Source organism: Paenibacillus sp. LT-B23 (assembly GCF_059417685.1).
Genome location: NZ_JBSQBM010000007.1, coordinates 97,402 through 124,137, shown reverse-complemented (window position 1 = coordinate 124,137; position 26,736 = coordinate 97,402). Strand labels below are relative to the sequence as shown.

Sequence of the window (26,736 nt, the reverse complement as noted above, 5' to 3'; positions counted from 1 at the left end):
CAGCTTATTCTTATACATCATACCATAAGCAGAGCCCTTCAAGGAAATGTCTAAGTTCGGTTTTTTCCAAAATTCCGCAAAAATTATCGAACTTTATCTTTGAGAAGCCGCCACTACCAATTCACGGGCACGCACGAGCGCTTCGTCCAGCTTGCTGGCATCCTTGCCTCCGGCTTGCGCCATATCCGGACGGCCGCCACCGCCGCCGCCGCATACCGCAGCAATTTCCTTCACAAGCTTGCCTGCATGAAGCCCGGCCTTGGTGTGCTCTGCCGGTACAGCTACGACAAAATTAACTTTGTCGTCCATCGCAGCCCCTAGCACCAGCACAGCAGTCGGAAGCTTGCCTTTCAGTTCATCGGCAATTGCACGCAGCGCATCCATACTGGAAGCCTGTACACGTGCAGCCAACAGTTGTACTCCGCCAGCTTGTACGACCTGATCGGTTAACTGGCCCGCTTCAATAACACTCAGCTTGCTTTGCAGCGATTCATTTTCACGACTGAGGTCTTTAATTTGCTGCTGCAAGGATTCGATGCGTTTTGGCACCTCGGACAGCTTGGACTTCACCAGACCTGCCGATACTTTTAGCAACTCCAACTGGCCCTCCATATATTCAAAGCCAAAGCGTCCGGTCACCGCTTCAATCCGGCGAACACCCGATCCGATGCCGCTCTCGCTGACAAGCTTGAACAGTCCGATTTGTGAGGTGTTGCTCACATGACAGCCGCCGCACAGCTCAATGCTGTAATCGCCTACCTTGACGACACGTACGATATCTCCATATTTTTCACCGAACAGCGCCATCGCTCCGAGAGCCTTGGCTTCATCAATCGGTTTCAGTTCAATATTTACATCCAGCTGGCTCCAAATGGCGCGATTTACACGCAGCTCAATATCCGCCAGTTCTTCCGGCGTAATGCTTCCAAAATGGGAGAAGTCAAACCGCAGACGCCCAGGCTCCACCAGTGAACCTGCCTGATTGACATGGTCACCCAGTACTTCCTTAAGAGCTTTGTGAAGCAAATGCGTAGCCGTATGATTTTTTTCGATTTCACCGCGAGATGCTTGGTCCACTTCCGCTTTCACCGTATCGCCAATGTTCAGCTCACCGGCTTCCACGACGACCTGATGTACATGCTGGCCTTGCGGTGCCTTGAACAGCCCTTCGACCTTCGCCATTACCGTACCCCCGCGCAGCAAGCCATGGTCACTGACCTGTCCTCCGCTTTCAGCATAAAAAGGAGTCACGTCCAGCACGACCTGACAAGTCTGTCCTTCACTAACACTGTCCACCAGCACATCTTCATATACAATAGCCACAATTTTAGACTCGGTTACGAGGTCATTATATCCAACAAAATCGCTTTTAACCGCCAGGTCAGACAAGGCTCCACCCTGAATCTTCATGCTGGCATTGTCCTGATGAGCGTCACGCGCACGTTGCCGTTGCTCCTGCATCGCTTCATCAAAGCCTTCACGGTCTACTTTTAAGCCTTGCTCGTCCGCATAATCCTCGGTGAGATCGAATGGGAAACCATACGTATCATACAGTTTAAAAGCGTCCGCTCCACTGATGACATCGCGACCTTCCGCTTTCGCCTGAGCACTGATATCGGACAAAATTGTCAATCCATCTGTCAGTGTTTCGTGGAAGCGTTCCTCTTCCGTTTTGATTACCTTGATGATGAAATCACGCTTGTCCACTACCTCAGGGTAGTACACGCCCATGACATCTCCCACCGTTTCCACCAGTTCAAACATAAATGGACGGTTCATACCCAGCATTTTTCCGTAACGTACAGCACGGCGCAGCAAACGACGGATAACATAACCACGGCCTTCGTTGGAAGGCAGCACACCGTCACCAATCGCAAAAGCTACGGTACGAACATGGTCGGCAATCACTTTGAGTGCCACATCGCTGTCCACATTTTCGTTATATTTAACCCCTGCCATAGCGGCTGTTTTCTGAATAATCGGTTGGAAAATATCCGTATCGAAGTTGGAATCCACATTTTGCAAAATGGATGCAAAACGCTCCAATCCGGCGCCTGTATCAATATTTTTGTTCGGAAGCGGCGTGTAGCTGCCATCCTTGTTATGGTTGAATTGTGAAAATACGAGGTTCCATACTTCCAGATAACGCTCGTTTTCCCCGCCCGGATACATTTCAGGGTCCGTCATGTCGCTGCCGTAAGCTTCACCGCGATCATAAAAAATTTCCGTACAAGGTCCACAAGGGCCTTCGCCAATATCCCAGAAGTTATCTTCCAGTTTGATAATACGTTCAGCAGGAAGTCCTACCTTTTCGTTCCACAGCTTGTATGCCTCTTCATCCTCAGGATACACGGTTACAGCCAGACGCTCCGGGTCAAAGCCGATCCACTTCGGATCAGTCAGAAACTCCCATGCCCACACAATGACTTCTTCCTTAAAATAGTCGCCAATTGAAAAATTACCGAGCATTTCGAAAAAGGTGTGATGACGGCGCGTTTTGCCGACATTTTCAATGTCATTCGTGCGAATACATTTTTGCGAATTGGCGATACGCGGATTTTCAGGCTTCACACGTCCGTCAAAATAAGGCTTAAGCGGTGCCATCCCCGCATTAATCCACAGCAGGGAAGGATCCTTATGTGGAACAAGCGGTGCGCTTGGTTCAATCACATGTCCCTTGCTTTCAAAAAACTCCAGCCATTTGGAGCGGATTTCACTAGCTTTCATATAAGTAGCCTCCTAATTATGGTGTCACTTGTACTTGGCACAGGCCATAAAAACAGAAAAACGCCCCTGAACGGATCAGGGACGATTGTATCGCGGTACCACCCTGGTTATCGTCGTCCCCTCTGTACGAAATGCTACATGCGCAAGCTGCGCACCCAACATCTGATTAACGGACGAGCGATCGCCTTGTTTTCACTGGTAACGGGAGCATCCCGGCGGGTTCAGCCCGCACTCCGAAATGAGCTTTCCCTACTGGATAAACACATTTAAACATACTCAATTCAGTATATCCGTGTCATTTAGCCGTGTCAACGCGATTTCAGACGGGGATATGGACGAAATCAGATCGTTTTGCGCTTCACGTAATAAGCAAAAAAATGCTGGAGCGCCACCTTCAAGACCGCCATCACCGGAACCGCCAAAATCAACCCGGTTATTCCCGCTATTTCCCCGCCCACCAGCAGTGCGAAAATGATGGCAATCGGATGTAGATGCAAGGTTCGTCCAACCACCTGGGGAGAAATGACGTTACTTTCCAGCACTTGAATACAGGTGTTGACGACTACGACCAGCAGCACCATTTTAAAAGAAACCGTAGAAGCCATAACGACCGCCGGAGCAGCCCCCAAAAACGGGCCTAAATAAGGCACAATATTGAACACAGCCACCACTCCTGCCAGCAGCAGCGCATAAGGCATGCCAATCAGCATATATCCGATATAGGCCATCACCCCGATAATGACGCACACCAGCAGTTGTCCGCGCACATAGTTACCGAGCGCCTGATCAATTTCCTTGAGCACCGTTACAATAGCCTTGCGGCGGGATCGCGGGAGATAAGACACAATGGCCCGTTCAAACACATCGAAATCCTTTAAAATATAAAAAATGAGAAACGGCACAATGAACACATTGAACAACATATTGATCATCCCGCCGATGTTGTCCATAAAAGCGGCAATGCCTGTAGCCATCCGGTTTTCAAGTTGAAAAAACCACTGATTCATGCCCGAGCGTACCCCTTGGGGTAAAATACTCCCGTCCATATTCGTCATTAATCCCTGTGCATGCATGGTCAGCTCGGGCAGGTGCTCATTCAGTTCATCCAGTTGATCAATAAACATCGGAATCAGGTGCATCAGAATAACGACGAGGCTGCCCAAAAATACGGCATAAATGAGCAGAACGGCTACACTTCGAGGTACCTTGCGTCCGCCCAGCATATTGACCACAGGATTAAGCACATAGGAAATAATCATCGCCACCGCAAATGGCGCAATAATCGTTTTTAGAAAATCATACAGGTGCAAAAACAAAGGCCGCAGCAACCAGATAAAATATAGAATGACGAGTCCCAGCAGTGTCCATATTCCGTATCGGAACAGCCTGCTTTTCGTTAATTGCTCCATACCGTGCCCCCTTACCGGACTAGCCTCTATTCAGTATATGCCTGTACCTTTACTTTAATCCTTCCTGTAGATCTGACGGCACCCAAAAATAACCATTGTAAAGAAATATGAAAACGGCTGAAAATGATTAACAAAGTGATTCCGTCTGACGATATAAATAAAAAGAACTACCTTAATTTTCACATTTCTGAACCATCGGGGGTATTTTTATGAATTTGAAAATGAAACTTATTCTCCTTTTTACCTGCATTGTTGTCGTTTCAGCAGGACCTTTGTCCGTAATTAGCATGACAAGCATTAAAAATCAGGCTAACCATGATACCCAAGAGCTTATGAACAGCAAAGCCTCCGAGACTGTCAACCAGCTCGACGGATGGACACGCGGAAACGCCAAAATTATCGAAACACTGGCTGCCGGACTGCAATCCAGTGATATTACCTCTGATGCCAAAATAGCTTCTCTAAAGGTGGCCTTTCAAAACTATAAGGATCAAAGTATCGCTAACATTTATGCAGGATTTGAGGATGGAGCCTACTGGGATGGCTCCGGCTGGTCTGATGCGGGCTACGATCCTCGCACACGTCCGTGGTACAAGGATGCCAAAACCAAGGGGGAATTGTATTATTCCTCACCATACATTGATGCAGGAAGCCAGGACTTCACCATTTCCATTGCAAAGCCTCTCAAGGACTCCAATGGCTCTATCACTGGGGTGATCAGTGAAGATATTATGTTAAACGACATGACAAAAATCATAAAAAACATAAACCTGAACGGTTTGGGCTACGCATTTCTGATTGACCAGAATGGAGTTGTCGTCGCGCATCCGGACAGCAAGCTGGCTGGTAAAAACCTCAAGGATACGCCCGAGTTGGGTTCATCAACAGCGGCACTGCTCAGCGCCCCTTCGGGAAAAGCCGACTATAGCTACAATGGCAGTGATCGCCAGCTTTATTTTAAGAAAATGCCCAGCACAGGCTGGATCGTAGGTTTGTCTATTTCAAAAAATATTGCTTTTCAGGAGTATTACTCTACACGCAATCAGTTACTCATTACTGTTGCTATCATCTTTGTTGTTGCTATGTTGCTGGCGGTTTGGGCGGCGAACAGCTTTATCAAGCCGATTCGGAGGCTTCAAGCGAACGTCAAGCGGGTGGCTGAAGGGGATATGACAGCACGTGTGGATATTAAGGGCAAAGATGAAATTGCCAGCTTGGGTACGGATTTTAATATCATGTCGGATAATCTCTCTCATTTGCTGCGCAAAGTGGCAGATACGGCTGGCGAGGTCAGCTCAGCTTCTCATGATATGCACCAGCACGCCAAGGATACCGGTACCATTGCATCACAAATATCCAGTGCGGTTCAGGAGCTTGCCCAAGGAGCAAGTGATCAGGCCGAGGCTGTATATTCCGGCTCTGAAAAGCTGTCGAATATGACTGGATCCATCGACCAGATCGGTGAAAGCGTCAAGCGAACCCAAGCCGCCGTGCTGGAAACGGACTCTGCCGTGCTGGCCGGGTACGAAACAGCGGAGCGTCAAGCGAAACTTGCAGCCGAGTCCAGACAAACCACAACCGCTGTAGGTGAAGCTGTAGACTCGCTCACGTTGAAAACACAGGATATTGAACGGCTGGCGGGGGCCATCCATGATATTGCAGCCCAAACAAATCTGCTTGCGCTAAATGCTTCCATTGAAGCAGCCCGTGCCGGGGAACACGGACGCGGCTTTGCCGTCGTTGCCGGGGAAGTACGCAAGCTGGCTGAACAAGCAGGAAGCTCCAGTGACAGCATTATGCACAAGCTGGAGGAAATCAAGGTTGCGGGACTGCGGAGCGCAGAGGAAATGAAGAAGGCTCTCGCTGTAACAGTAGAACAGGAACGTGCGGCTACCGCTACGAGACAAGCGTTCGAGTCCATACGAGGAGCTTCTCAGCATATGCTTACCCAGATTGAGGACGTATCCGCTGCGGCTGGTCATCTCCGTACAAACGCCGGACATATTTCCGATGTCATTTCCAGCGTAGTCGCCGTTTCTGAGCAAAGCGCAGCTTCCACCGAGGAAGTGGCTTCCTCCGTACAGGAGCAAGGGCACTCCATGAACAATATTGCCGAGCTTTCCGCCAAACTCGACTCGCACGCAGACCTGCTGCTGGAAGAGGTCAAACGCTTTAAGCTATAAAACACTGCTGCTGCTTAAAAAAACAGATAAACAGCATGCTATCTATCCAGACAGGAATCTATATGAAAAAGAGGGTGACTCCCGGGCTATTATAGCCATCGGGAATCACCCTCTTCGTTATTCATCAAGTATGGTCCAATCTGTTATCCGTTCATCTGCCGAACGGTATAGTCCACACCACATTAGATGGACTGCCTGTCCCTACTCCAGAGTGAACTTAGGAAGAAGCATGGATTTGCGGCAGGTCCTGCTGTGCCATGTCATCTCCAAAGAACAGGTCGTCCAGTGAACTAAGCGTACCGTCCTCTTCCACTTGGTAGACGGACATTTTTTCACCATTCACTTGAAGTTCGATGAAGCATCCCCAACAATAAAATTGATGGGAGCCGATTTTGCCGATATCTTTGGAATTACAATTCGGACATCTCAATAAACTCACCCTATCCATTAACAGAATATATGGCTTTTTCCAAACGCTGCTCGCTTAACGGGGGCACCATAACAGCATTCTCCCCGATGGACATTTCTTCGGTGCAGGGCAGCCATTTCCGCCCTTCTATAATATCCGATACAAAACCATCGCTGATTTCCAAGCCTATTATGTTATTGCCCATTTCCTGGTCAAAATAAACGTCCGAAATATGTCCGAGCATAAGCCCTTCCTCTGTAAGCACGGATAAATCCTTCAGCTTACCGGGTCCAAGCAAATACGTATGTTGTATATCATTGGCCTCCGTTTTACGAACAGCCTGCTGATTGCGAATCATAATTGCATCTTCGCCATAAGCGACGATATCATCCCAAGCCACCATTTTTACTTGAGATGAAAAAAGGCCCTTGCCCTCCAACTCGATCCCTGTAATTTTCCAATCAGCCGTCACCATAAAATCGTGTATTTTACCGATCTGCTTCCCGTCCTCAACATCAAAAACGGCAAGTCCGATCATATCCTGAAGCTTCATAATAGGGTGCCTCCTCATTCTGCAATCCGAACGGAGGTGCGGGCCTTTTCCTTCATGCGTGTCAGACCTTGGTTCCGTTCATGCAATGAAATGGAAAACCGCCCCTCCCTTCTTATTAAAGTGCGGAGAAATCCCTAGTACCTAGTACGCAGCCGCTTCCATATGGTTTCAATTTTCTTGGCCGTGTATTCCATTTCTTCCGTAGTATTACCCAAACCGAAGCTAAACCGAATCGCTGATTTCAAAACATCTTCAGGAAGATCCATCGCCTGCAATACATGCGACAGTTCCAAGGACCCGGATGTACAAGCTGAACCGCTGGCTGCTGCAATTCCTTCCATATCCAGATTCATCAGCATGGTCTCCGTACCGATAGCCGGGAAGCTGAGATTCAGAACATTCGGTAAAAAATGCTCAGGGTCGCCGTTGATTACAAAAGCGTCTCGACCCAAAGTGTCTTCCAGTGCTTTGAGTAGCGTTTGGCGAAGATTCATATCGAGCGTCCAACGTTCCTCTATAGAGGTGTTGGCAAGAGAAGCTGCTTTAGCCAAGCCTGCAATCCCGGCAATGTTTTCCGTCCCTGCACGGCGTTTTTTCTCCTGAAGTCCCCCGTGCATCAAAGGCTGGATACGTGTACCCTGACGGATATACAAAGCTCCAACGCCTTGCGGGCCGTTGATCTTATGACCGGATACGCTAAGCAAATCAACCGGAAGGCTCTGGCAATCTATCTGTATATGTCCGTAAGCTTGAACCGCATCCACATGAAATACAATGCCATGTTCTCCGGCAATCTGCCCCACCTCATGGATCGGTTGAATTACGCCTACCTCATTGTTGGCATACATCATGCTGATCAAAAAAGTATTCGGCCGAATCGCAGCCTCTATATCCGCTGGATTGACGCGCCCAAAGCTATTGACTGGCACATAGGTCACTTCGTAACCCGCTTTTTCGAGTTCAGCGCAAGCATGAAGCACCGCATGATGCTCAATGGCTGTCGTAATGATATGGCCCGAAGTGCGGCCATCTGCCGTAGCCGCCCCGAACAGGGCCAGATTATCGCTTTCTGTCCCTCCGCTTGTAAATATGATTTCTTCGGGCTTGCAGCCCAAAGAGGCCGCAACGGCATCCCGCGCAGCACTGACGGTGCGCTTGGCATCTCGGCCAAAGGCATGAACGCTTGAAGCGTTGCCGAATTGGCCGGTCATGATGTCCATCATAGTCTGCGCAGCCTCAGGATGCATAGGAGTCGATGCGGCATGATCCAGATAAATTCTGTTCATGTCAATCCACCTCAAATGTAGAACATGTAGTTATCCAATTCATCATGTTCCTGGTATGTGATCAAGTCCTTGAGCGTAGTGGAATCCAGCACTTCTGCAATACTGTCACGAATCCGTAGCCATAGCTGACGCTTCGCCGGATCGTCTTCTTCAGTGAAATCCACCGGAGAAATCGGACCTTCCAATACACGGATAATGTCTCCAGCCGTTACCCCTGCCGGTTCACCCGCCAGAATATAACCACCGTAAGCACCACGGATACTTTTTACCAAACCTGCATTGCGCAAAGGCGCAATAAGCTGCTCCAGATAATGCTCGGAGAGCTGATTTTTCTCGGCAATACTTTTCAATGACGTCGGACCTTCGCCAAACCTGGCTGCAAGTTCCATCATAATCGTCAGGCCGTAACGGCCTTTTGTTGATATTTTCAATTGTGCCACCTCACTTATAGTAACAATTCCGTTAAACACGCGGAATAACTGGTGTTATATACCTCTCTATTCCGATCTTAACCCTCAGCTTATGTTAACATATTAGGGCAGGTAAAGGGAAACATTACGGTAACAATCTTAAAAAAAGTTGTTTTCAGGCGATTTGGAACGGCTTTGGCCCATTTTATGGAGCTTTCTCCCATCGTTCTCCGTGTCGTTGGATCGCCCAGCCATCGTAACTTGTTATCATTTATGTTACAATAGGAGGGTTCTACAACAATATTGAAAGAATTGGGTGATGACCATGGCTAAAGCCAATCATGAAACCCGTGTCGTCGTCGGTATGTCCGGGGGCGTCGACTCATCCGTTACCGCGCTGCTGCTGAAGGAGCAGGGCTATGACGTAATCGGCATCTTCATGAAGAACTGGGATGACACGGATGAATTTGGCCGTTGTACGGCTGAGGAGGATGCGGAGGATGTACGCCGTGTCTGCGAGCAGATCGACATTCCTTACTATACCGTCAATTTTGAAAAAGAATACTTCGATAAAGTATTCTCGTATTTTCTTGATGAATATAAGGCTGGACGTACTCCAAACCCGGATGTCATGTGCAACCGCGAAATTAAATTCGGCGAATTCCTCAATAAAGCGCTGGATTTGGGTGCAGATTATGTTGCTACAGGACATTACGCCCGGGTTGTGGAGGAAGACGGTCGTTTTACCTTGCTTCGCGGTGTGGACAGCAACAAGGATCAGACCTATTTCCTGAATGCATTGAGCCAAAAGCAATTGTCTCGGGCGATGTTCCCTATCGGGCATTTGCCGAAGCCGGAAGTCCGCAAGATCGCGGAAGCTGCGGGACTGTATACAGCCAAGAAGAAGGACAGTACAGGCGTATGCTTCATCGGCGAGCGTAATTTTAAGGAGTTTCTGAGCGGGTATCTGCCTGCTAAGGGCGGAGACATGGTGGATATCGCTACAGGTGAAGTCAAAGGACGCCATGATGGTCTGATGTACTATACACTCGGCCAACGGCAAGGCTTGGGTATTGGCGGCTCCGGTTCAGGCGAACCGTGGTTCGTAGCTGACAAGGATCTGGAAAAGAATATTTTGTATGTGGTACAGGGTGACCGTCACCATAGCCTGTATTCCACCAGCCTGATCGCAACCGACGTAAACTGGATAGCGGGCACGGATACGCGTCCTTCCGGTGAATTTCGTTGTACAGCCAAGTTCCGTTATCGCCAGCCTGATCAACAAGTGACTTTACAATGGCTTGAGGACGGAACCGTACACGTCGTATTCGACGTACATCAAAAGGCTATTACGCCCGGACAAGCTGTCGTATTTTACGATGGCGAACGGTGTCTGGGTGGCGGAACCATTGACAAGGTTGAAAAGCTCCAGCCTGAAACGGTTTAAATGAATATACGTTTGACGTGGCATAAATACTTAAATAAAGGGCGTCTCTCCTAATTATGGAGGGACGCCTTTTTTTATGAAAAGATGCTCTTTTCTCCATTTGGGCATATTATGTAGACAAGCTATCAATAAGCTTCTCATCTAGTTTCATTAAACCTCAAAAAACCTTATTGTATCAATGCTTTTCGCTCATTACTTTTCATCTAGTCATATCGAATCACCATTAGCTGAAGGGTATCCATAATAAGGTGTATGCAAATTACATCCCCTTTATTCAGATAGGCTAACTATGCAAAAAAGCTCGCCCCTTTTTATTGTTAAAGGGCAAGCTGAAATTGTACTTTTTCAAATCACTATGTTATCCCACAATTCTAAAATAGTCTTGTCAGCAATCTTCCCATTAGCAAACAACTCTCTTGCTGATTCAAACGACTGCGAAAAACTGTCTCTTTCACGAGTAAGAAAGTACTCTTCTTCATTCTGGCTAATCCAATAGCTATCGTTTTTATAGTAGAATTGAAACTCTTCCCCCATTTCAAAACGTTCCACCAATTCATTGTATTCCAAAACAATCCCTCCTACTTCTTGTTAACTCTTTTAAATGTCCCATCTTCTTTCCATTCAAAAACATGTTCATGAGGCCACTCTGGATGCTGCTTTGAATTTCCATGATTCGTATAGTCTACATCGCGTGTAGCTCTTCCATTTTCATCATAATATCTTCTTGTTTTTATCTCACCTGTATTTTTATCCAGAATATCAACAGAAGAGCTGGGTTCACCTTTATCTGGATGCGGGTTCGTTGTTGTACTAGTATGATTAGATGAAGGAGTAACATCTATCGACGTTCCCTTATTGGAAGTAAGTGTTTGTTTAGATGAACCTCCACCTTCTCCCTTCACCATCTGCCACAATTCCGCTGAGTTTTTCCCTATTCCACTTGCACTTTTAACTGCGGTTGTACCTCCATGTGCCGCTAAAGCCGCTGAGCCAATCAATCCCGGTATTCCGATTATACTACCAACGCCTGTAGATGAAACAGCAACTGATAATCCTTCTCCACCTGTTCCAACTATTACCTCACCAGCCCCCTGCAATGTCGTAGCTACATGACCGAGAATTTCACCTACTTTAGCTGCCATTGGATGATCATAGTCCCGTTCTTTATCAGGCAACATCCCCAAGGTTAAATCTTCCTGAATGGCTCCTTTTGCTCCTTGAACAGTATCCCATAAAATTTCTCCTTGAAGCTTGCTAGCTTCCATCTGGGTTTCAGCCTTGGTGATCTCAGCTTGTCCAATTTGTTCAAAAATTTTATGTAGCCAGCCTTCATCGCTGGATGCCGTTTTAATAGGTGCACCATTCCCCGGTACATCCAATACTACCTTTTCTCCGTCCACCTGTGTGAAGTTTTTTGAGATAAAAATAAGTTCCTGTGCTACTGTCGATAATCGTTCAAGCGTCACACTCATGGATTGTTGTGATCTTTGGAAGTCCTGAAAGAATCGTTGACAAATGAACTGATATAAACAGATTTACTATGTCTAAAGTAGTGTGTATCCCTGTTAGATGATGCCTTAGTTAGGATATAGCAATCGTCGCTTTCATATCTTGTTCTTCAAGCATATTCTGTAATTCAGGTATTAATATTTAACTTTTGGGCAATGTCAGTTTGAGTCTTTACCAAACCAAAATTATTTGGGGTTGCCTTTTCATTTGTATATTGATTACTCATATATAAAAAATGCACCCCAAAATTTCATTGGCTGAACCTGTTGGTTCTCTCCAACAACCCATTTTAGGAGTGCATTTTTGAACGAACTCTCAATTTGTTACACATTTAAAATCCACCAATCTGTACAAGGGTCTGAATCCCCTGATCATGATTGTGCGTCTGAGCGGGTACGGCTACAAAAAACAAAAAGCTACTCGCAACGATTAGCAGTGCCATTTTTTTTAACATTACTTAACCACACCTTTTCAATAAGATTAAAAAAACCTGCTTTAGTTTCAGGAACCGCATAATCCTGAAAATGTAAAAATAAGCCCATACAATTTATAAAATATGTCTCGTTATTTAGTATATTCGCTTTTACCATTGCATTCATCAAATATTTAAAACCATCACTGTACACACCTCGATGTAAATAGTAATGAGCCATTTCGTAACCAAACCATGCAAAATAGTCTGGTATCACTTGTTGGGTATATATATCTGTAGAAGCTGGGAGATGAGAAAAAGAATTAATGTCCGTTTCAAAACGTAAAAGGACATCATCCACATCTATTCCATATCGGTTAGCTGCTATCATAACGTTCAACAGCTTGGAGAGCTTCTCATTATTGTTGGCGATTGATGTCACTACTATATATTCAACGTACTCTGGAAGCACACTCGTATCTCCAGACAGGAGCTTATTTACATACGTATTACCTTCTGCCCAATCTTTGAATAAGTTTACCCAGTGTTTTGTATCCTCGTCAGTCTCTTTGACCCAATCCAAGTCTGCGTAGGCGTATGTATATTGTAGAGCTTGCTGATAATCGCCTTGGGCTTCACAAACACTGGCACACAATAAGTCAGCATAAGCAATATATCCAAATAACGGCCCCCTGGTTCCCTTTTCATGCTCCCTGTTCTTTCGATTCTTTTGCTGATGCTTCATTGAATATTGGACTTCCGCTTTTCCTCTCATTTTCCTTGCCATTTCGTCAACCTTGTCCCATTTACGCAAGGACCTGTACACGTTTGCCAAATCCTTTAATGCATCAAGCTGGTCTATTTCATTCAGGCGCTCTACAAAAGCTTCAAATATCGCAGATCCCCTGAGGTTTCGGCTTTGATCGTCTCCAATCTGAATCGTGAATATACGATATTGACAGACTGCCAATCTTTCGGAGTGCTGGTACTTTTCCGCTTCTGCAATCCCCTCAAAGAGTAACAACGCAGCAGCATGCCGACCCTGTGTAAATAGTGCTTCTGCAATGTCAAATAGTTTAAGCGAATAGAGTAGATTGTCCATGATGGCTCCCATCACTCGACGGATCGCATCCAGCTTGTTCAACTCCGCACTGCGATACAAAAATGGCTCGATTCGTCTCATATTCGGGGGGAAGTCGATGATGTAGTTTTCTACAAATAAGTCATAATAGTAGCCTTCTGGTAAACCCATGGCCTCAGTAATTCGGTCAAGCTGGTTAACAGACATAGACTTATTTCCTGTCACAATACCACTTACTATCCCCCTATTAATGCCTGAAAGATTCCCGAATTGTGCTATGCTCAAACCCTCTTGTTTTAGGTATCTGTCTAATTCTGCCCGTATCGTAGGTGTGATTTCCATGGATAAACCACCCTTTCAGCGTGAACTCGTCATATGATTCCACATTAATTAACATGTGGTTAATAAACTAGAAAATGAAGATTTGGTATCCTTATTGATTGTACCGCATTTTGGAATAAAATCATATACCTTTCAGTTATTTACTTTAGATACCTTTTCGGATTGTTTACAAAGATTTCTTGATTAAGAGTACCCACATTTTGCTTATGTATCGTTTATGGTGGAAAACCAGAGGACATCTTAAGCAATACAAAGTTACCTGATTTAATAGCTGCGTTCATATTCCATTGTAAAATTCTTCCCACACTATTATCTATTTTTATACATTAAAACAAAATTATTCTTTAAACTGAAACATTTCACCAATTCTGATCGTCTATAGAGTAAAATTCAGAAAGGGGATTTGTTCTATTATGCGAAAGAATGGAATATTGTTTTTGATTATCGTGTTGTTGCTAATAACAGCTTGTAGCTCTAACGCTGAAAAAATAGTTATTTCTCAAAGCGGGAAGGGGCAGGAGAAAATAATAGTCTACAAACTACAGAAGGACGCAACACTGCAACAACAAACAAAAAAAGATGTAATTGCTACATTTAATGATACTTCGGACACTATGATATTTATCAATGCAATTAAGGAATCAGAAAAGATATCAGGTACAGTTAATACGGATTCTCCAAATTACGAAGTTACATTCCAAAAAGATGAAACAAAAGATTCTTATTATTTATGGATTAACCATAACGATCCAACCAGCAATGCTATGTATGTGAATAAGGACGATACTCATACTGCGTACAAGATATCAGTCAACTCCACAAATTCGATAAATAAATTACTTGAGAGAATTAAAGATTAGCTAAAAAGGTCTGTTCTTTTGTTTAAATAAAGAACAGACCTTTTTTTGATTTTATTTCAAATCATATTTTTCCAATACTGATTTTCGGAATTTTTCTTTTGAATCTTGTTTTTCCCCCGAAATACTAGGGGATTGAGAAGAAGGTTCAATAGCAAACTTTCCGAGATCCATATTGATTACGCTATACTGTCCTTGTGTATTTTTCTTGAGAAAAATAATACTTTTTTCATTTTGCTTCAATTCAGTATAATCCTCATAAGCTATTTTTTTCTTGCCCCCAGCATCTTTAATATAAGAAATCGGTTCGACTATAGACAAAGGTTCTTCTGCGTTCAGTGCTACACCTTCGGGTGACTTAATTACCTTGTCAATTTTTACATTAGTAAGTGTGTAAAAATCTTGTATAGTGCCATCATCAAAGCTCGTAACGATATGTTGACGATCGTCAAAACCCTGTAAAGGAGTCCCTATCACAATAAGTTCTGCATTGGAGTCCAACTCGTCTGCCGTTCCGTATTCAATATAAGAAGCTTCTAACGAGATTTTTGGAGTATTTAATTCTGAAAATTTTGGAGAAGCATTCGTGGATGTAAAAAAAAGACTCCCTGAAGCAATCAGTCCCCCTACCGCTAATACAGAAATACCCAACTTTATTTTTTTATTAAAAGTCATAATAGTGCCCCTTCCCTAAATTAGTTATTACGCTAATTAGTTTCCCCACTTGGCAATTAAGGATTGCTTGTCATATGCTTGAACACCGATAGACTGAATACCTTGTTTCATAACAGAGCTACTAGAAGTTGATGGATGCGCTTGAGATAACGTATGGCCAATCTCATGGGTTGCGTTGGAGGTTTTTTGTGCGGAATTCATACCGTAAGCCTCCATCTGATTATGATAAATTGCCACAGTAGCAAATGCCCATCTATCGCTTACACCTGCTACACCACCAGATGTGTTATAAGGAGTCGTTACTCCCAATAAACCAGAAGTAGCTGTAGAACCAACATAATATTTGTCTGGAGTCCCACTCGTCGATGTAGTTTTACCGATGTTTACTGATCCAGACGCAGCGCTCCAATCAGAACGTGCGGTATCATAGGCACTGGTATAGCCATTCGTAGAAACAGAGGAATCATAATATGCATTAAAATTGGCTGAGCTTCTCCCTCCGGTAAAGCTAGTTGCAAAAGAAGTGGAACTAATAGAAATCACGGCAATAGATAATATTCCGACCATGGAAAAAAGTTTTTTCTTGGAAGCTAATAGTCTTTTCAAGGTTAGCACCCCTTTTAGGAAATTTGGAAATCTTATTATCATTCCTGACGCAACAGAAAACCACTAAATCATTGGCAGCACTTGCTACACTACTAAGTCCAAACGCATCACCAGTTTTAAAGACACTACAACTAGAGTCATTGAGATTTTATTTTGTTTTCAACTCAATCCTCCCTTTTATTTGGACATTTCCACTATTAATATACAGTTTAATTTTACAACAATCTACCATTTAAACAAAATATTTCATAATTCGACATCAATTTGATTCTTTATTCCTACTTGAAATGTAAGTTTATAGCTCTGTTTCAGGCTCAATATACGCTTTTTGAAGCTCAAGGCTTCATAAAAATTTCAGGTTTAGATCGCTTACTTCTAAAATACTTCAATCGTAAAAATCAGGCCATATTTAGAAATCTCAATGTTCGATTGATATATCAGACGAAGTAATTGAAGTGTTGCAGAAGCAACATGAAAGAGTCTTTATGGAAAAAGAACTGGCTGTAAAGAAATGTATGTGGACAATGATTTAGTCTGTTGCACAAATATTGGAAAGCAAGTTTTCCCAAACACAATTACAAGGCTGATGAAAAGAAAGATAGAAGAACTAGAACTACCATCTATTCGATTTCACGATCTTAGACATACCTCTGCTTCGTTGATGCTGTCCATTGGGATACATCCAAAAGTTGTTTCCGAAAGATTGGGACATCGTAGTGTAACTATAACTTTGGATACTTATTCACATTTATTGAAAAACATGCAGTCAGATGCAGCAGTAGGATTGAGTAATTTACTGAGTAAAAAAGAAGTATCTGATTCACTAGAAATTGAAGAAAAATTCTGTGACCAAAAGCGTGACCAGAAAGTCGAAAATGTAGCCGTTTAGACCAAGAAAAAACACTGATACATAAGGAAATTTTGATAACACCCCTATTTGGGTATATGATGTAGACAAGATATCTTAATTCAATTGAAAAGGAGCGTGCCTTTATGCCTGATTCATTAGGAATGCTGACACCGGGTAAAAAAGTTTCTTTAAAAGAATGGAACCCCAAGGATACGCAGGATATCAAAAATAAAGAAGAAATTCAGCAGGAAACAGATCAATTGAAGGAACGCTTCGCGGAACTACAAAGCAAATTATTTACGGAGAAAAAACAAGCTGTTTTGTTTGTATTTCAGGGTATGGATTGCAGCGGAAAAGATGGCGTCATCAAGCAGGTATTTTCCAACCTCAATCCGGCGGGGGTGACTGTCCACAGTTTTAAATCGCCTACAGCCGAAGAATTAAGTCACGACTTCCTGTGGCGTGCCCACAGCGTAACTCCGGGGCGGGGATATATCGCGGCGTTCAACCGTTCTTATTATGAGGATGTACTAATTACACGTGTTCACGGTCAGATATCCGACAAGCAGGCCAAACGAAATATTAAACATATCAAACATTTTGAACAACTGCTGTTGGATAGCGGTGTAAAGGTCGTCAAAATCTTTTTACATATTTCAAAACAATTCCAGTTGGAGAAGCTAATCGACCGGATTGAAAAGCCACATAAAAACTGGAAACTTGATCCAAGTGATTTGCAGGAACGTAAATTTTGGAAGCAATATACGCAATACTATGAGGACGTGCTGGAGCTAAGTGCAACCAAACAGGCTCCGTGGTATGTCGTTCCTTCAGATAACCGTTGGTACAGGGATTATACCGTGCTGCGCATTGCCGTCCAAACGCTGGAGGAAATGAAGCTGTCCGATCCTGAACCAAGACCGGAACTGGAATCCCTTTTGCCTGAGCTGTATAAAGAACGGGATAAAAAATAGCTTCGCAGGCGCAAGTACTCTATCATGTGTTTATTAACATACCAAATAAAAAAAGCTTTCAAAGCCTTACTCATGGCTGAAAATGCCGCGTGAGGGATTTGGAGGCTTTTTTTGCGTTTTACAGACTATTTTGGAGACTAATAAAGTTCAACTAATCATATATCCAGCCGCCGCCGCCGTTACTCCTACCACCACGGAAGACAGCACATAGACAGCCGTGCGCCGATATTCTCTACGTTCGATCAGTTGGAGAGATTCATACCCGAATGTTGAAAAGGTGGTATAGCCACCACAAAAACCTGTCCCTAGCAGTATCCAGAGTACAGGAGACAGATTATGCTGCGTAAATTCGCCGTACAGCCAGCCGAGCAGCAATGAACCACTGATGTTAATGATCCACGTTCCCCACGGAAATGCGGTGCCACACCTTTTTCCAACCCACATGCCAAGCCCGTATCTCGCCAATGTACCGACCATTCCACCTGCCGCCGCCCACCAGATCATAAGCTGTCCTCCTTGGGGGCAGCTTGCGTCATTTTCGTGCCCAGACGAATACCTGTCCATGTCAAAAACAGACCTCCACATACACTGAGCAACAGATACAACACAGCCGTAAGCGCACCATCATGAACTGTCAGACGCACAGCATCCACTGCAAAGGTGGAAAAGGTTGTAAAGCCCCCAGTAAAGCCTGTTCCGATGGCAAGTCGCCAGCGAGGCTTGATCCGCCACGACCGCAAAGTTACCGTAAAGAACCAGCCGAGAAACAGACAGCCGATCCAATTAATTAACAGTACGCCAAGTGGAAAATCGGCCCCTGCCGCAGGCAGCAATGTTTGTATGCCGTAACGGGCAGAGGTGCCGAGTGCTCCACCTGCCCCGACGAATAGCACGTCTTTCATCTTTTTTTATATCCCCTTTTTCACTCTTGCAGTATTCATGGTGTAACCATAACAGTGGCTAAACCTGATCTTACACACTACGTATATCCGTCTGCTACATATATTTTACGATTGTGAATCCCGCCACTGCTGGTTTTGTCTGATTTTCGACTCATTCCCCTGCTCTGTAGCCTGGTAAAAGGTCCGGTCTGCTATCGAATCAGGCAAATATTGCTGTTTCACATAATGGTTCGGGTAATTGTGCGGATATTGATAACCGACATGACCGAGCTTCTCCGAGCCTTTGTAATGTGCATCTCGCAAATGCAGCGGCACCTCAGCAGATTTGATGTCGTCCATAGCCGACATTGCCCGTGAAATCGCCGTATATACAGCATTCGATTTCGGACTCTCCACGGCGAACAAAATAGCCTGCGCGATGTTCAGCTTGGCCTCCGGCCAGCCGTTATTGCGATATGCTTCAAGCGCACTCACTGCCTGCACCATCGCCTGCGGATTTGCCAGGCCAATATCCTCGCTGCTCGCCGCGATGAGGCGGCGGAGAAAGGTCATCGGGTCCATGCCGAGCTTCTCTACGGCGTAGAGAAACCAGAACAGGGCTGCGTCGCTGGAGCCGCGAATGCTTTTGTGAAAGGCGGACAGCACGTCATACTGCGTGGACTCGTCTGCCTTGACAATCGGGCGGCGAATGGATTCCTCCGCGACTTCCAGCGTCACGTGGATCGTGCCGTCTGCCAGCGGAGGCGTCGTGAGCGCCGCCAGCTCCAGCGCGTTCAAGGCGCGACGGATATCGCCGTTCGCCATGGACGCGATGTGATCCAGCGCAGCTTCGTCCACCTGAAGCTGCATATAGCCGAGCCCCTTGTCCGCATCGCCCAAGGCGCGGCGCATGGCTGCCAGCGAATGCTCCTGCGTCAGCGATTCGAGCTGAAATAACGTAGAACGGCTCAGCAAGGCACCGTTTACATAGTGAAAAGGGTTTTCGGTGGTAGCGCCGATAAACACGATCGTGCCCTTTTCCACCGCAGGCAACAATGCATCCTGACGCGAGCTGTTGAAACGATGTACCTCATCGAGAAACAGGATCGTTTTTTTGCCATACATAGATTTATTCGTTTGTGCGCGGTCAATGACTTCCCTCACGTCCTTCACTGACGCTTCCACTGCATTCAAGCGGACAAATTCGCCTTGCGTGTGTTGTGAAATGATATGCGCCAGCGTCGTCTTGCCACATCCCGGCGGCCCGTACAGGAGGATGGAAGAAACCTGATCTGCCTCTATAGCTCTTCGCAGTAGCTTGCCCGGACCGACGACATGCTCCTGTCCAATATATTCGTCCAGCGAAGTCGGACGCAGTCGGTCAGCAAGCAACCGATTGCTTGGCGTCGACTCTTGGGAATATGAAAATAAGTCCATTTCATTCACTTCCTTATGGTGATATGAGGGAACACTCTACCCCTGTGGGGTCCATATACATCGCGTTCGCTCATGCGGTTGAAACCTTGAAATTTCAAGCGATCTATTATCCTAAAAACGGTATGAACCGCCTTTTATTCTACCATACCCGCAGACAAGTTGCAGATAGCACAGTCACGGCATGGCTATATATTTACATACCTGCAACCTGGCAAGCAAAAGAAAGAACAGCCGAACGAAAGATGAATTTCGTGGCTGTTCTTATTACTGATATGACATATGACTCCCATGATGTTCACCATTATGGTAGCTTAAGCAGTTACTTCGCCTGCTCCTGTACATAACTCGGAAGCGTACCCTCATGTAACAGCCACAGCTCATGCAGCGCACGGGTACAGCCCACATACAGCAGCTTGGCATCCCATGCCAGCTCTCCATAATGTTCTCGGTCGGCATCTGCTACAATGACTGCGTCGAACTCCAGCCCTTTGGACAGGTACACAGGCAGAACGGACAAGCCGCCTTCGTATTGCTTTTTACCGCCGTCAATCAGATTCACATTTAACCCTGCATTCGTAAAAGCCTCATACAGCTCCACAGCCTCCTTCAAGGTACGTGTCAGCACAGATACAGTGCGGTATTCCTTGGAAGAAAGCTCTTGCAGAGCGGTCAGCAAACTCTGTTCACGCCCCGATGTACCATATGGCAGGGTACGCACCGGATCGCCGCTACGGAATACCGGAACTGCCGTAATGCCGCCGCGAACCCCTTGCTCCAAAATCGTATTTGAAAACTCTATAATTTCCAGCGTTGATCTGTAGCTGCGGGTAAGTGCAAAATACCCCGTATGTTCCGGCGCAAACAGAGAACTCATTTCTTCCCAGGCATGTACGCCACGGTATTCGTGAATACCCTGCGACAGATCACCCAATATCGTGAATGAATGCCCTTTAACGAACAAATCCAATAGTGCGATATGAAAAGGTGAAAAATCCTGCGCTTCATCAATGACCACATGGTCAAAACGTTGCGACGATTCTACCTCATGAATCAGCACGTGAAGATATACCAACGCAGTAAGATCCTCTTCGCGGATAATCTGTTTACGCAGGTCCGACTGTGTGGTCTTAAAAATAGCAGCAGGCAAAGAAGCCTTCAACTCCGCAGCCGTGTCTGCGGGTAATCCTTTTGCTGCCTGAAAAAGCTGCTTGTAAAGCGTCAGCGCGTCGTATTGGGGCCATTTTTTAGCATATGCCTTTTCCCGGGGTCCCGCTTTTTTCTTGCGTTCCTTGAGCGCAACCGCCGAGGGCGACTTTTTCAGCTCCATTTCAATCCAGCGATGGACTCTTGCAAGCACGCGTTCTTTTCGCTTTGCAAGCGGATAGGGCTTGTATTCCTCATTGAACCAGTTCAAAATCTCGGCTCGCGGGAGCACCGCCCCATCCCATGGTGAAAAATCTCCCTCCGGGACCGAGACAGGCTCCAGTCGTTCCACAAAAGCTTGAAGCAGCTTCATGAAGTGAATCGAACCTTTGAATCGTCCTGGCGCCTCATCCATCGATTCCGTTCTGAGGCTGCCGCTCTCAAACCAATAAGTTAACGTTTCAGCAGGATCAGCTATAGGTAAATCCAGACCCAACAGGTTAAGTGCCCAGTCCGCAAATGTACTTTGCTGAATATTTCCGACCCCCAGCTCTGGAAGTACATCTGAAATATAGTCGAGAAACATATGGTTCGGTGCAAAAATAACCATCTTGTCCGCCGATACTTGCTCCTTGTATTGATACAGCAAAAATGCGAGACGATGCAGCGCTACCGTCGTCTTGCCACTACCCGCTACCCCCTGAATGACGAGGGCTGTATTTTTAGCTGCGCGGATGATTTGATCCTGCTCCGCCTGAATCGTAGATACAATATCCCGCAATCGGTTATCCTTGTTCTCTCCCAGACGATAGACGAGAAATTCATCGGAAACCGCAGGCTCGTCGCTTTCACGGTTGTACGTATCGGCTACCCGTTCCAGTATTCTTTTACGAATGACAACGTTGCGCTTTAAATACACCAAGCCCTCAATCGTTCCCTCAGGAGCTTCGTAGGACGCGGTTTCTTCACCGCCTGTAAAAGAATAAAACAAGCTGGCAATCGGCGCGCGCCAATCAATCACAAGCGGATACGCAGACGCTTCCTCGCGCTCCACTCCGATTTTGCCGATGTAGAGCGGCTTACGCTGTCCCCTGCCACGTTCGTCAAAATCCATGCGTCCAAAATAAGGCTCCTGCGCACTTTTTGCCAAAGCCTGGCGTTTTTCCTCCCGCCCGGATTCCAGCACCTGCTCCGTAAAATCATGCCCCGTGTACACTGGCGTATTGCGAAGCCGTTCCAATCTGCGATCAATTTCCTCCATAGCAAGCGACAGCCTGTGCTGTTCTTCTTGATAGGCACTTTGAAACCCGTTCTCCATTTCAGTTACCTCCTAAGAATATCAAGTCTCGATTTCTGCATCCCATTCACTTGCTCCGACACAAAAAAAGGAAAGTAAGCGTAACACATTAAACCCCAAAAATCCAACCTTATTTCCTAATACGCCTGTTTCTACGTACGAAAGACCTCATGTTAAACACGCAAATCAATGGATTACACTAATCCTCTAAAAAACCAAGGCTCACTTCTACACAGCTTCATTCACAATTATTTCTTTTCATAAAAAATCCCCCTTACAGCAGTAGGTTTTACGAATTAACCTGTCTGTTGTAAGGGGAACATATCACTTTGGGGGCAGCACTTTTTTATTAAAATGGATCAGCTATGAACCGCATTTCCGTTATATTGCAGGTGGTGCCAGACATAAATTTTCCAACATGATTGTGACTGCCAGTAAATCAGCGGAGCCACCAGGACTAACATTCTTTTGCACAAAATCATCGTTCATTTGATGAATCATGGCGACACCTCTCTCTGACAAGATACCGCCCACCTCTAGCACCTGCTTGGCATATTGCTGGACATAGGTTAGCATCTCCCTATCGTGTCTACCAACGACATTCGTATCTTCGTTGACAACCATCAGTTGTAACAGGGTTTGAACACAGATATCATTCATATGGTATCGTTGCGATGACTTCAACTCACGATAAACGGGCAGAGCATACTCTCGCACGGTGGGAAAGCCTGCTTCCACCTCACCACGTATACCCGTCATGCCCCACTCTTTGTACAACCGTTCGCCGACCGTTAAGCCTGTTGATTTTTTCAGGAATGCAAGCTCACTCTCACATAAACCTTTGGTCATCTGAGCAATGGTCTCACAAATGATTTGTTCATCCAGCCTGCTAGCAGTTGCTCGTGTCGTACAACAATACGCAGCAGCAGCACAAATAATTCCTAGCGAAAAAATAAGGCCTTTATGCGTGTTCACCCCGCCTGTTGCGGCAAACATAGCCTTTTCGGCTTCCTGCCCCAAGGGACGTAGATTCGCAAATAGTATGCGAATATCCTCTCCATGAAAGGAACCTCCTGCCTTTGTACATCTTTCAAAATAGCTGGAAAGTGCAACCGCACTAGACATAAACGTAAAGAAGTCCATATCCTTATGAGCACCACGATTAAACCGATCTACCAGTCCCGGCTTTGGGCTGGCGGAGACTTCTGTTAGCAGCGCAAGGACAGCTTGTTGACCAAGGCTTTCACTTAATAGGTTTGTTGCAATCATACATACTAACAACCTTCTTCTCTGGATTTTTTAATGATGATGAACGATCATGCTCATTTGACTACTTGATGCTTTCGCGTATAACTGTCCACCAGTGCTTTGATAGCTTCCAGCAATTCGGGAAGTGCATGTGCTCTACTCCGTCCGCAACCATGCGCAGCCTGCTCGCACATGAGACATTTTCGCTTGCCCAAGCCAAGTTCAGCTCTGGAGATTGCCCTTCCATTGGGTCCAATCACATCCAGATCCAGTAATCTTCCTAGTGGATGCCCATCTTCAATGGCAATGACCAACTTTTTCAATATTCGCGCGTCTGCCTGAACGACAACATATGCTTCTGGGCCTGTCAGCAGATCATACGCTTCACTGTGCAGCGGTGTCATTGGGTTCACCGCCAGCTGACTCATCAAGATACGATAGCCTTCTTGAAAAACGTATTTACTTGTTGGAGAGGACTTCTGTGGTCCTGGGATATTGATCGTCATGCTGATCAGAGGTACCGTGTACCTGCGGATCAGTTGTCTTTGTCTATCTGCCCGGTTTTCGCGTGCCTGTAGCATTTCTTCAAGGGTAACCTCATACGAATACATGTTATGACATCTCCCTGATCCGCCTGATGATTTCTCCAGCTTCCACTGACAATAAAAACTGATAGGTCGTGTCCGGTACAAGCTGCTTCACTTTATCCATTTGACCCAGACGGATATATTTGCGGACCGCAGAAGCGCTGATGGCATCCCCTTCCCATCGCAGTCGCGGTATTTCCTCTACGTCGATTCCAACGGAAGGCAGTAATTTTTTCATGATCGTGTTGTACCTGCGGGTCAAGACACAGCTTGGCTCCTGACCAATATACCGTTTTTGAATATTTAGCAACGGAGCTATATACTGGCTAAATATTTTTAAATCTAGTGATATATGCGTACTTGCTGCCTCTTCATCATTTTTGAGGAAGTAAGAAGGAAACGTTGCGCCCGAGATGATATAGTCTTTGCCTTTGTGCAAGACCACATTGGCCAAATGTCTCACGCCTTCTTCCACTAGTCTGTATCTGTCATCTGATGGAAAAATGGATCGGTCCTCCAAAACTACAAAAAGATGCACCTTTTCCCAAACCGCCGCTGCATGCTCGATTAAGTGCAGATGTCCAAGTGTGAATGGATTACAGTTCATGACAATCGCAGCCGAAGGCACGAGATCGCCCGATTCCTGCAAAAGCTCTTGCTGATACTGCCTGACACCATCCCATCGGTTTTCCAACAAGACAGCTTTGGAGGATTCCTCCACGATTGGATAAAAGCCAAGATCCTTGAAAATTTGTTTATTTACTGGTTTTGTATAAATAAACAGGTGAGCCCTTCCCCGCCTGTATTCTTCATTTACTAAATGGCTGACAATTTGTGCCGATAGCCCCTGGTCTTTATAAGCTTCATCCACAGCAATGCACTTCAATACACTGCCTGAAAAGGAACCCGTAGCGGCAATGTCGCTGCCATCTACAATTTCCATCGTATATTCTATTTGATCGTCTATTCCAAGACCTTGGCGCTTGAGGAAATCGCGAAGCTTTCTTTGAGCGTCTTCAGAGGTTGGATTTAAAATCTCTTCACGCAAATGTTCCATCCACATAGCCATAATTTATCACCGTTTTTCTGCATGGAAGTCAGAATAAGTAGAATGACGCATCCCACACTCTGCAAGCGAAAGGATAGGATGCGCATCCTGTTTATTTGTTCTGAAAAGACAATGTCTTTATTTTCTTACAACACCGCTTTGTTCTGCGACGATTTTTACTGCTTTACTAACTGCTGCACTTACTCTTTTGTCAATCGCATCTGGAACGATGTAGGTATCATCAAGCTCCTCGTCTGTTACCAGATCTGCTATGCTTCTGGCTGCCGCTAATTTCATTTCCATCGTGATGTCCGTGGCTTTGGCATCAAACGCGCCTCTGAAAATACCGGGGAATGCCAGCAGGTTATTGATTTGGTTGTGAAAATCCGATCTGCCGGTTGCAACAATTCTTGCTCCGCCTTTGTGTGCTTCCTCCGGAAAAATTTCCGGAATCGGATTGGCAAGGGCAAAAATGATGTTTTCACTGCTCATGGTTTGCACCATTTCTTTTGTCATCACATCTGCAACCGATAAGCCAATAAAGATGTCCTTGCCTTTGATGACTTCTGCAAGGCTGCCTGTTTCTTTATCACGATTCGTCAGCTTGGCGATCTGCTGCTGAGGTTCATTCAGAGAGGTGTCGCCTTCGACCAAGGCACCATTAATATCGCAGAGAACCATATGCTTCGCTCCTGCAGCAAGCAATAGCTTGGCGGTGGCAATACCCGAAGCTCCTGCTCCATTGATGAGGATGCGCACATCCTCCATTTTTTTGCCCACAAGTTTCAAGGCATTACATAACCCTGCAAGCACAGCAACTGCCGTTCCATGCTGATCATCATGATAAACCGGAATGTTCAGTTTTTCTTTTAATTTGTCTTCAATATAGAAGCATTCTGGCGCCTTGATGTCTTCAAGATGAATGCCTCCAAAACCTGGGGCGATCACTTCAACCGTGCGCACAAACTCGTCTGGATCAGTGCTGTCGATACAGATAGGGTACGCATTCACCCCACCAAATTCTTTGAGCAACAAGGCCTTGCCCTCAATGACAGGCAGCCCTGCCTCAGGGCCAATATCCCCCAGACCCAGCACTGCTGTCCCATTCGTCAGAATCGCCACGGTGCTCCCTTTAATCGTGTATTCATAGGCTTTGCTCTTATCTTTGGCGATTTCCTTGCATGGCTCGGCAACGCCAGGTGTATAAGCTATCGCTAAATCCTCTTTACTTACGACCGGTACTGTCCCTGCAATCTCCAGCTTACCGTTTCTTACGCGGTGTGCCTGTAAGGCGGCTTCTTTTATACTCATAAGTTTGTTTGTACTGAGCAACTGCTCAATACTTCCTCCTCTTGGTTTATAATT

At 45.6% G+C, this 26,736-nt stretch carries 25 protein-coding genes; 6 read left to right on the top strand and 19 right to left on the bottom strand.

Going from position 1 to position 26,736, the window contains the following annotated elements:
- Nucleotides 1–93: 93 nt before the first annotated feature.
- Nucleotides 94–2,727 (bottom strand): alanine--tRNA ligase, encoded by a 2,634-nt coding sequence (gene alaS / locus ACWXW9_RS10940; protein WP_494929411.1) that lies wholly within the window; start codon nt 2,725–2,727, stop codon nt 94–96.
- A gap of 18 nt (nt 2,728–2,745) precedes the next feature.
- Between alaS and ACWXW9_RS10935 the strand changes: the two genes are divergently transcribed.
- The gene (locus tag ACWXW9_RS10935; RefSeq protein WP_494929410.1) at nt 2,746–2,997 is read left to right on the top strand and encodes a hypothetical protein; all 252 of its coding nucleotides are present in this window, start codon (nt 2,746–2,748) and stop codon (nt 2,995–2,997) included.
- Between the two features lie 71 nt (nt 2,998–3,068).
- Here the strand turns inward: ACWXW9_RS10935 and ACWXW9_RS10930 are convergent, their stop codons facing one another.
- Complete coding sequence (locus ACWXW9_RS10930) at nt 3,069–4,136, bottom strand: AI-2E family transporter (RefSeq protein WP_044648689.1); 1,068 nt, start codon at nt 4,134–4,136, stop codon at nt 3,069–3,071.
- Nucleotides 4,137–4,345: 209 nt separating this feature from the next.
- Between ACWXW9_RS10930 and ACWXW9_RS10925 the strand changes: the two genes are divergently transcribed.
- Nucleotides 4,346–6,319 (top strand): methyl-accepting chemotaxis protein, encoded by a 1,974-nt coding sequence (locus ACWXW9_RS10925; RefSeq protein WP_494929409.1) that lies wholly within the window; start codon nt 4,346–4,348, stop codon nt 6,317–6,319.
- Between the two features lie 217 nt (nt 6,320–6,536).
- Here the strand turns inward: ACWXW9_RS10925 and ACWXW9_RS10920 are convergent, their stop codons facing one another.
- From ACWXW9_RS10920 to cymR, 4 genes are all read right to left on the bottom strand, one after another.
- Entirely contained in the window at nt 6,537–6,749 is a 213-nt protein-coding gene (locus ACWXW9_RS10920; RefSeq protein ID WP_025682187.1) for a YrzR-like zinc ribbon domain, read from the bottom strand.
- Nucleotides 6,750–6,759: 10 nt separating this feature from the next.
- Nucleotides 6,760–7,281: a PRC-barrel domain-containing protein gene (locus ACWXW9_RS10915; protein ID WP_134913167.1), complete on the bottom strand. Its 522-nt coding sequence runs from the start codon at nt 7,279–7,281 to the stop codon at nt 6,760–6,762.
- A 134-nt stretch (nt 7,282–7,415) separates the two neighbouring features.
- A complete protein-coding gene (locus tag ACWXW9_RS10910; RefSeq protein ID WP_494929408.1) occupies nt 7,416–8,567 on the bottom strand; it encodes a cysteine desulfurase family protein in 1,152 nt (383 codons plus the stop codon).
- Between the two features lie 11 nt (nt 8,568–8,578).
- Entirely contained in the window at nt 8,579–8,998 is a 420-nt protein-coding gene (gene cymR / locus ACWXW9_RS10905) for a cysteine metabolism transcriptional regulator CymR (protein WP_014282941.1), read from the bottom strand.
- 304 nt (nt 8,999–9,302) lie between these two features.
- On the opposite strand from cymR, the gene mnmA reads away from it, so the two are divergent.
- Nucleotides 9,303–10,424: a tRNA 2-thiouridine(34) synthase MnmA gene (gene mnmA, locus ACWXW9_RS10900; protein WP_494929407.1), complete on the top strand. Its 1,122-nt coding sequence runs from the start codon at nt 9,303–9,305 to the stop codon at nt 10,422–10,424.
- A 345-nt stretch (nt 10,425–10,769) separates the two neighbouring features.
- On the opposite strand, the gene ACWXW9_RS10895 is transcribed toward mnmA, so the two are convergent.
- The 3 genes from ACWXW9_RS10895 to ACWXW9_RS10885 all read right to left on the bottom strand — a co-directional run bounded on the left by ACWXW9_RS10895 (nt 10,770) and on the right by ACWXW9_RS10885 (nt 13,768).
- Nucleotides 10,770–10,991, bottom strand: a complete 222-nt coding sequence (locus tag ACWXW9_RS10895) for a hypothetical protein (protein WP_044648694.1) — start codon at nt 10,989–10,991, stop codon at nt 10,770–10,772.
- Nucleotides 10,992–11,002: 11 nt separating this feature from the next.
- A complete protein-coding gene (locus ACWXW9_RS10890; RefSeq protein WP_494929488.1) occupies nt 11,003–11,959 on the bottom strand; it encodes a WXG100 family type VII secretion target in 957 nt (318 codons plus the stop codon).
- Between the two features lie 390 nt (nt 11,960–12,349).
- Nucleotides 12,350–13,768: a transcriptional regulator gene (locus tag ACWXW9_RS10885; RefSeq protein ID WP_494929406.1), complete on the bottom strand. Its 1,419-nt coding sequence runs from the start codon at nt 13,766–13,768 to the stop codon at nt 12,350–12,352.
- Nucleotides 13,769–14,181: 413 nt separating this feature from the next.
- On the opposite strand from ACWXW9_RS10885, the gene ACWXW9_RS10880 reads away from it, so the two are divergent.
- Nucleotides 14,182–14,628: a YhfM domain-containing protein gene (locus ACWXW9_RS10880; RefSeq protein WP_494929405.1), complete on the top strand. Its 447-nt coding sequence runs from the start codon at nt 14,182–14,184 to the stop codon at nt 14,626–14,628.
- A gap of 51 nt (nt 14,629–14,679) precedes the next feature.
- On the opposite strand, the gene ACWXW9_RS10875 is transcribed toward ACWXW9_RS10880, so the two are convergent.
- Both ACWXW9_RS10875 and ACWXW9_RS10870 read right to left on the bottom strand, forming a co-directional pair.
- Nucleotides 14,680–15,300, bottom strand: a complete 621-nt coding sequence (locus ACWXW9_RS10875) for a hypothetical protein (RefSeq protein ID WP_192511989.1) — start codon at nt 15,298–15,300, stop codon at nt 14,680–14,682.
- 36 nt (nt 15,301–15,336) lie between these two features.
- Nucleotides 15,337–15,915: a hypothetical protein gene (locus ACWXW9_RS10870; RefSeq protein ID WP_223264366.1), complete on the bottom strand. Its 579-nt coding sequence runs from the start codon at nt 15,913–15,915 to the stop codon at nt 15,337–15,339.
- A 508-nt stretch (nt 15,916–16,423) separates the two neighbouring features.
- Between ACWXW9_RS10870 and ACWXW9_RS10865 the strand changes: the two genes are divergently transcribed.
- Both ACWXW9_RS10865 and ACWXW9_RS10860 read left to right on the top strand, forming a co-directional pair.
- Nucleotides 16,424–16,795, top strand: a complete 372-nt coding sequence (locus ACWXW9_RS10865; RefSeq protein WP_494929404.1) for a tyrosine-type recombinase/integrase — start codon at nt 16,424–16,426, stop codon at nt 16,793–16,795.
- 104 nt (nt 16,796–16,899) lie between these two features.
- Nucleotides 16,900–17,730 carry a PPK2 family polyphosphate kinase gene (locus ACWXW9_RS10860; protein WP_494929403.1) on the top strand — a complete coding sequence of 277 codons (831 nt, stop codon included), beginning with the start codon at nt 16,900–16,902 and terminating at the stop codon, nt 17,728–17,730.
- A 147-nt stretch (nt 17,731–17,877) separates the two neighbouring features.
- Here ACWXW9_RS10860 and crcB (ACWXW9_RS10855) read toward each other — a convergent pair whose 3' ends face one another.
- The 8 genes from crcB (ACWXW9_RS10855) to ACWXW9_RS10820 all read right to left on the bottom strand — a co-directional run bounded on the left by crcB (ACWXW9_RS10855) (nt 17,878) and on the right by ACWXW9_RS10820 (nt 26,682).
- Nucleotides 17,878–18,234: a fluoride efflux transporter CrcB gene (gene crcB, locus ACWXW9_RS10855; protein ID WP_494929402.1), complete on the bottom strand. Its 357-nt coding sequence runs from the start codon at nt 18,232–18,234 to the stop codon at nt 17,878–17,880.
- Nucleotides 18,231–18,632, bottom strand: coding sequence for a fluoride efflux transporter CrcB (crcB, locus tag ACWXW9_RS10850; protein ID WP_494929401.1), 402 nt, complete (start codon nt 18,630–18,632; stop codon nt 18,231–18,233). Before crcB (ACWXW9_RS10850) ends, crcB (ACWXW9_RS10855) begins: the two co-directional genes overlap by 4 nt.
- Before the next feature lie 105 nt (nt 18,633–18,737).
- The gene (locus ACWXW9_RS10845) at nt 18,738–20,048 is read right to left on the bottom strand and encodes a replication-associated recombination protein A (RefSeq protein WP_149093694.1); all 1,311 of its coding nucleotides are present in this window, start codon (nt 20,046–20,048) and stop codon (nt 18,738–18,740) included.
- A gap of 319 nt (nt 20,049–20,367) precedes the next feature.
- On the bottom strand, nt 20,368–22,509 hold the full coding sequence (locus ACWXW9_RS10840; RefSeq protein ID WP_494929400.1) for a HelD family protein: 2,142 nt from the start codon (nt 22,507–22,509) through the stop codon (nt 20,368–20,370).
- Nucleotides 22,510–22,869: 360 nt separating this feature from the next.
- A complete protein-coding gene (citG, locus tag ACWXW9_RS10835) occupies nt 22,870–23,757 on the bottom strand; it encodes a triphosphoribosyl-dephospho-CoA synthase CitG (RefSeq protein WP_494929399.1) in 888 nt (295 codons plus the stop codon).
- Between the two features lie 53 nt (nt 23,758–23,810).
- The gene (gene citX / locus ACWXW9_RS10830; protein WP_494929398.1) at nt 23,811–24,347 is read right to left on the bottom strand and encodes a citrate lyase holo-[acyl-carrier protein] synthase; all 537 of its coding nucleotides are present in this window, start codon (nt 24,345–24,347) and stop codon (nt 23,811–23,813) included.
- A 1-nt stretch (nt 24,348) separates the two neighbouring features.
- The gene (gene citC, locus ACWXW9_RS10825) at nt 24,349–25,392 is read right to left on the bottom strand and encodes a [citrate (pro-3S)-lyase] ligase (RefSeq protein ID WP_494929397.1); all 1,044 of its coding nucleotides are present in this window, start codon (nt 25,390–25,392) and stop codon (nt 24,349–24,351) included.
- Between the two features lie 117 nt (nt 25,393–25,509).
- Entirely contained in the window at nt 25,510–26,682 is a 1,173-nt protein-coding gene (locus tag ACWXW9_RS10820; RefSeq protein WP_494929396.1) for an NAD(P)-dependent malic enzyme, read from the bottom strand.
- Between the last annotated feature and the right edge of the window lie 54 nt (nt 26,683–26,736).

Coding starts and splice junctions, on each gene's coding strand:
- crcB (WP_494929401.1), bottom strand. CDS start 18,632: ATGAAAGACGTGCTATTCGTCGGGGCAGGTGGAGCACTCGGCACCTCT.
- ACWXW9_RS10875 (WP_192511989.1), bottom strand. CDS start 15,300: ATGACTTTTAATAAAAAAATAAAGTTGGGTATTTCTGTATTAGCGGTA.
- citX (WP_494929398.1), bottom strand. CDS start 24,347: ATGTATTCGTATGAGGTTACCCTTGAAGAAATGCTACAGGCACGCGAA.
- citG (WP_494929399.1), bottom strand. CDS start 23,757: ATGATTGCAACAAACCTATTAAGTGAAAGCCTTGGTCAACAAGCTGTC.
- ACWXW9_RS10885 (WP_494929406.1), bottom strand. CDS start 13,768: ATGGAAATCACACCTACGATACGGGCAGAATTAGACAGATACCTAAAA.
- ACWXW9_RS10930 (WP_044648689.1), bottom strand. CDS start 4,136: ATGGAGCAATTAACGAAAAGCAGGCTGTTCCGATACGGAATATGGACA.
- ACWXW9_RS10880 (WP_494929405.1), top strand. CDS start 14,182: ATGCGAAAGAATGGAATATTGTTTTTGATTATCGTGTTGTTGCTAATA.
- alaS (WP_494929411.1), bottom strand. CDS start 2,727: ATGAAAGCTAGTGAAATCCGCTCCAAATGGCTGGAGTTTTTTGAAAGC.
- ACWXW9_RS10910 (WP_494929408.1), bottom strand. CDS start 8,567: ATGAACAGAATTTATCTGGATCATGCCGCATCGACTCCTATGCATCCT.
- crcB (WP_494929402.1), bottom strand. CDS start 18,234: ATGATCTGGTGGGCGGCGGCAGGTGGAATGGTCGGTACATTGGCGAGA.
- ACWXW9_RS10820 (WP_494929396.1), bottom strand. CDS start 26,682: ATGAGTATAAAAGAAGCCGCCTTACAGGCACACCGCGTAAGAAACGGT.
- mnmA (WP_494929407.1), top strand. CDS start 9,303: ATGGCTAAAGCCAATCATGAAACCCGTGTCGTCGTCGGTATGTCCGGG.
- ACWXW9_RS10915 (WP_134913167.1), bottom strand. CDS start 7,281: ATGAAGCTTCAGGATATGATCGGACTTGCCGTTTTTGATGTTGAGGAC.
- ACWXW9_RS10860 (WP_494929403.1), top strand. CDS start 16,900: ATGCCTGATTCATTAGGAATGCTGACACCGGGTAAAAAAGTTTCTTTA.
- citC (WP_494929397.1), bottom strand. CDS start 25,392: ATGGCTATGTGGATGGAACATTTGCGTGAAGAGATTTTAAATCCAACC.
- ACWXW9_RS10935 (WP_494929410.1), top strand. CDS start 2,746: ATGGTGTCACTTGTACTTGGCACAGGCCATAAAAACAGAAAAACGCCC.
- ACWXW9_RS10925 (WP_494929409.1), top strand. CDS start 4,346: ATGAATTTGAAAATGAAACTTATTCTCCTTTTTACCTGCATTGTTGTC.
- ACWXW9_RS10845 (WP_149093694.1), bottom strand. CDS start 20,048: ATGGACTTATTTTCATATTCCCAAGAGTCGACGCCAAGCAATCGGTTG.
- ACWXW9_RS10840 (WP_494929400.1), bottom strand. CDS start 22,509: ATGGAGAACGGGTTTCAAAGTGCCTATCAAGAAGAACAGCACAGGCTG.